General features: G+C 70.4%; 3 protein-coding genes. 2 read left to right on the top strand and 1 reads right to left on the bottom strand.

Going from position 1 to position 5,258, the window contains the following annotated elements; all coding sequences use genetic code 11:
* Positions 1-115: 115 nt before the first annotated feature.
* On the top strand, positions 116-589 hold the full coding sequence (locus tag MU407_RS14525) for an HNH endonuclease signature motif containing protein (RefSeq protein ID WP_348648037.1): 474 nt from the start codon (positions 116-118) through the stop codon (positions 587-589).
* A gap of 255 nt (positions 590-844) precedes the next feature.
* Positions 845-3,787, top strand: a complete 2,943-nt coding sequence (gene pulA, locus MU407_RS13440) for a pullulanase-type alpha-1,6-glucosidase (protein WP_246958229.1) — start codon at positions 845-847, stop codon at positions 3,785-3,787.
* An 18-nt stretch (positions 3,788-3,805) separates the two neighbouring features.
* Here pulA and MU407_RS13445 read toward each other — a convergent pair whose 3' ends face one another.
* Complete coding sequence (locus tag MU407_RS13445; RefSeq protein WP_102236788.1) at positions 3,806-5,104, bottom strand: solute carrier family 23 protein; 1,299 nt, start codon at positions 5,102-5,104, stop codon at positions 3,806-3,808.
* Positions 5,105-5,258: the final 154 nt, after the last annotated feature.

The following is a 5,258-nucleotide window of genomic DNA, read 5'->3' on the forward strand; positions in this document are numbered from 1 at the left end:
ATCGAAGGATCGGTAACCACGAACTGGAAGGCCGCCCTCGGCCAACTCGCCCTCGTCTACCCCGAACGAATCGAACCCTACCTGTAACCCGCATCACACCCCTTACACACAGGGATTGACAAGCCCGGAGTTGCTGCGGCAGATCGACCCGATCTGCGCAGTCCCCGGCTGCAGCACCATCGTCACCACCAGCGGCGAAACGGACCACATCGAAGAATTCGACCACCAGCATCCAGACCGGGGTGGCCCCACCAGCCCGGAGAACCTCCACCGGCTCTGCTACAGCCATCACCGGCTGAAAACCCTCGGGCTCATCGACCCGATCCGCGACCCCAACACCGGGGTGACCACCTGGACTGCCCGAACCCGCGGACGCAGCCGCCCCTTGACCGAAACCGCACGCAACACCGACCTCGTCACCCGCGAGCTCGGCGACCACCTGCGGGTTATCTGGAACTCCTACCTCGAACGCAAGGAAGACGCCCACCGCCGAGCACGAGGCGAGGCGGTAGACGAAGAGAGCGAGCCAGCCGCAGACCCACCCAGCCCTGCCGCCCCGCTCTACGACCCCGAGCACCCGCCGTACTGAGAGCACCGCTCCGCACTGACGGCACTGCGCCTGAACTGCGTGGCTCGCGGCCGCGAGCCCGCCTGTCCCCAACCCCAACCACGAACGGCACTCAGACGACCGGCCGCCTGCAATATGCACGCAGCCGGTCAGCTGAGTACCGTCCATGGAAACTCCGCGCCCTGCCCCGCCGCGGCGCGCACCCAGCCTCAGCACACCCCGGCCCGGGAAGGCCCCGGAACACGCCCGGAACACATCCCAGGAACAATGGCCTCCATGCAGAGCATCCTCACCGGCCCCGGTCACCAGTACGCCCACTTCCTCACCCCTGAGCTGATCGCCTGGCCCGCCCATACGGACAGCGACCCCGCCCGGAGCCCCGCCGAGCGGGTCGACCCCGCCGAGCGGCTCGAGCACTTCGAGCTCTGGCACTCCCCCACCGGCGGCCTCGCCCACGATGACGCAGGACGCGTCCACGGCGGCGAGCTCCTCGCTCCGCTGACCCCGCGCTCCACGCCACTCACCAGCGAGGAGATCCCCGACCGTCGGCACCTCGCCGCCCACCGCGCCCTCACCCTGCCACCCCTGGACCGCGACACCCTCACGGCCGCGCTCACCGGGCAGCTCGCCGTCATCCGTCGCTCCGGCGAGCGCCTACTCGAGACCAGCGGCCTGCAGATCCCCGGAGTCCTCGACGCTCTCTACGCCGCAGACACCGCCGCCACAGACACCGCCGCCACCACAGGCGCCGCACACGCCACGCTCGGCCCCCGCCGACTCCCGGACGGCACCTGGGAGGTCTCCGTATGGGCGCCGACAGCGAAGACCGTCACCCTCCTCCTCGAGGACGCACCCCAGCCGATGCGCCGCGAGAAGTCCACCGGGATCTGGCGCACCACAGGCCCTGCCACCTGGACCGATGCCCGCTACCTGTTCGACGTCGAGGTGTACGTCCCCGCCGAGGGTCGCGTCGTGACGAACCGGGTCACGGACCCGTACAGCGTCAGCCTCACCGTCGACTCCGAGCACTCCGTCCTCGTGGACCTCGAGGATCCCCGCTGGGCGCCCGCGATCTGGGCGGACACTCCCGCGCCGCGCTGCGAGCGCCCCGCCCAGCAGACCATCTACGAGCTGCACGTGCGGGACTTCTCCGGCGGAGACGACGCCCTCCCGTCGGGCTTCCGCGGTACCTACGCCGCCTTCGCCCACCCCGACTCCCGCGGCGCCGCGCACCTGCGCGATCTCGCCCAGGCGGGCCTGACCACCGTGCACCTGCTGCCCACCTACGACATCGCGACCATCCCCGAGCGGCGCAGCGAGCAGGTGATCCCCGCGATCCCGGACGCCGGGCCCGCCTCGACCCAGCAGCAAGCGGCGGTTCTCGCGGTGAAGGACCGCGACCCCTACAACTGGGGCTATGACCCCTTCCACTACCTCGCGCCGGAAGGGTCCTACGCCCGCGAGGGGCACCAGGACGGCGGGGCGCGCATCGCCGAGTTCCGCACCATGGTGGGGGCGCTGCACGCGATGGGTCTGCAGGTGGTGCTCGACGTCGTGTTCAACCACACTGCCTACGACGGGCAGCACCCCCGCTCTGTGCTGGACCGGATCGTGCCCGGCTACTACCACCGCCTGGACCTGGACGGCACCGTGGAGTCCTCCACCTGCACGTCGAACACCGCGAGCGAGCACGCGATGATGCACCGGCTGCTCGTGGACGGCGTGACGCTGTGGGCCAGGGCGCATCGGGTCGACGGGTTCCGCTTCGACCTCATGGGGCATCACCGCCGCGCAGACCTCGAGGCGGTGCGCGAGGCGCTCGCGGGCACCGGGGCGTACGTCTACGGCGAGGGCTGGGACTTCGGGGAGGTCCAGGGCGGTGCCCGCTTCCATCAGGCGATCCAGGGGAACCTGGATGGCACCTCGATCGGGTCGTTCAACGACCGGATCCGCGATGCCGTGCACGGCGGCAGCCTCATGGATCCCGACGTCCGCATGCATCGTGGCTTCGCGACGGGACTGTTCCACACCCCGAACCCCGCTGACCCGCGGACGACGGAGGAGCAGCGTGCAGCCCTCCTGCATGCCACGGACCTGATCCGCCTCTCCCTGGCCGGGAACCTCAAGGGCTACCGGCTGCTGACCTCCACGGGGCAGGTGCTGCGCGGCGAGGAGCTGCTGTACGGCACGGCGCCCGCCGCCTTCGGTTCCCGCCCCGAGGAGACGGTGAACTACGTGGACGCCCACGACAATGAGACCCTGTTCGACACCTTCGTCGGCAAGCTCGCGCAGGACACCCCGATAGCCGAGCGGATCCGCCGCAACACCCTCGCGCTCGCCACCGTGGCGCTCGGCCAGTCCCCCGCCTTCTGGGCGGCCGGCACCGATCTGCTGCGCTCGAAATCCCTGGACACCGACAGCTACGACTCCGGGGACCGGGTGAACCTCATCGACTGGACGATGCAGGACAACGGCTTCGGCCGCGGACTGCCCTCAGCCGAGCGCAATGAGCATCTGTGGGAGCGTCAGGCCCCGATGCTTGAGAACCCCTCCTCCCGCCCCACCCCGGAGCACATCGCCCACGCCGCGGCGATGGCCCGTGACCTGCTGCGGCTACGGCATTCGAGCGAGCTGTTCACTCTCGGGGACGCGGAGCTGATCCGGCAGAAGGTCACCTTCCCCGGTGCCGGTCCCGAGGCAACGCCCGGGCTGCTCGTGATGCGGGTCGACGACACCGTCGGAGAGGATACCGATCCTGCCCTGGACGGTCTGGTCACGGTGTTCAACGCCTCCGATGAGCCGATCACCGAGCAGATCGAGGGCATGGCAGGCCTCGAGTACACCCTCCACCCGGTGCAGGCCGAGGGCGCGGACCCCGTGGTCAAGGAGTCGACGTGGGATACCGCGAGCGGCACCGTGACGATCCCCGCGCACACCGTGGCGGTGTTCATCGCGAAGCAGGCGCAGGACACCGGGCCCGGCGAGCCGGAGGACCCGGAGCAGCCGGGACAGCCGGAGCAGCCTGGGGATCCGGCACCCAGCGACCCTGCGCCCAGCGACCCTGCCCCATCGGGCCCCACGGATCCCACGGAGCCTGCGCCCGACAGCTCTGCGCAGGGGCCGCTCGCCCGCACCGGCATCGAGGCCTGGGCCCTCGCCCTCGCGGCAGCGATCCTGCTGCTCGGCGGCGCCACGGTCACGGCGGGGCGTCGGCGCTGACCCTGGGCCTCGCCGTGCTCACTTTGCGCGCGGCGTGACCTCCGGTGCGTCCTCGCGGTCGGTGACCTCTGTGCCGGTCACGCGGCCGAGCTGCGCCATGAGGTGGTAGATGACCAGCGCCGCGAGGGTGCCCAGAGCGATGCCGGTCAGCTGGATGCCCTCGACGGTCCAGGTGACGTTCGCGATGCCGACCACAAGCGCGACACCTGCGGTGAACTGGTTCTTGGGCCGGGCGAAGTCCACGCGGCCGTCCACCCACATGCGCACGCCCACGATGCCGATCAGGCCGTACAGCACGAACGTCACGCCACCCAGCACACCCGGCGGGATGGTGAAGATCGCGGCACCGACCTTCGGGGACATCGACAGCAGAATCGCGGTCACCCCGGCCACCCAGTACGCGGCGGTGGAGTACACGCGGGTGGCGCTCATGACGCCGATGTTCTCGCCGTAGGTGGTGGTAGGTGAACCGCCGAAACCGGCCGAGAGCATGGTCGCGAAGCCGTCGGAGGCGAGGGTGCGGCCCACCATGTGATCGAGGTTCCGGCCGGTCATGAGGCCCACGCTCGTGACGTGGCCGACGTTCTCCGCCAGCAGCACCAGCACGACCGGCAGGAACATCGGCAGCAGGCCGAGGTTGAACTCCGGGTGGTGGAACTCGGGCAGACCGAGCCAGGCCGCCTCCTGCACGGGCGTGAAGTCCACTTCGCCGCGCAGCACCGCCACGCCGTAGCCCACGAGCACTCCCAGCAGCACCGAGACGCGCCCCAGCAGCCCCTTGAACAGGGCGGTGCACAGCACCACGGCGAACAGGGTGATGGTGGCGGTGACCGCGGACTCCTGGAAGTTCGCGTACGCCGTGGGGGCGAGGTTGAAGCCGATGAGAGCCACGATCGAGCCCATCACCACCGGGGGCATGAGCTTGCCGATCCAGGCGGTGCCGACCTTCTGCACGAGCAGGCCCAGGGCCGCCAGCAGCGCACCGGTGACCATCACGCCGCCGAGCGCCGCGCCCATCGAATCGGCCTGCGTCGAGGCGGTGATCGGGGCGATGAAGGCGAAGGAGCTGCCCAGGTAGCTGGGGACCCGGTTGCGGGTGATGAGCAGGAACAGCAGGGTGCCCAGGCCCGAGAACAGCAGCGTGGTCGAGGGCGGGAAACCGGTCAGCAGCGGCACCAGGAACGTGGCGCCGAACATTGCGACCACGTGCTGCATGCCGATGCCGAGGGTGATCGGCCAGGCCAGCCGCTCCTCGGGCAGAACGATCTCGTCAGCGGCGATGGTGCGACCGTCGCCGTGCAGCGTCCAGCGGAACATGGCACTCCAAGGGGGTGAGCAGGGATGGGGCGGGGGCGGGGATGCCCGGGATCCGGCGGTGGGGGAGAACTTCCGCCCGGTGGCCTCCTCACGCCCCTCGGGCCTCCGGTTCTGCTAGGGGCTTCGCCCGGCGCTGCCGGTCCGGGAACCAGGC

The organism is Brachybacterium sp. Marseille-Q7125 (genome assembly GCF_023062615.1).
Lineage (GTDB): Bacteria > Actinomycetota > Actinomycetes > Actinomycetales > Dermabacteraceae > Brachybacterium.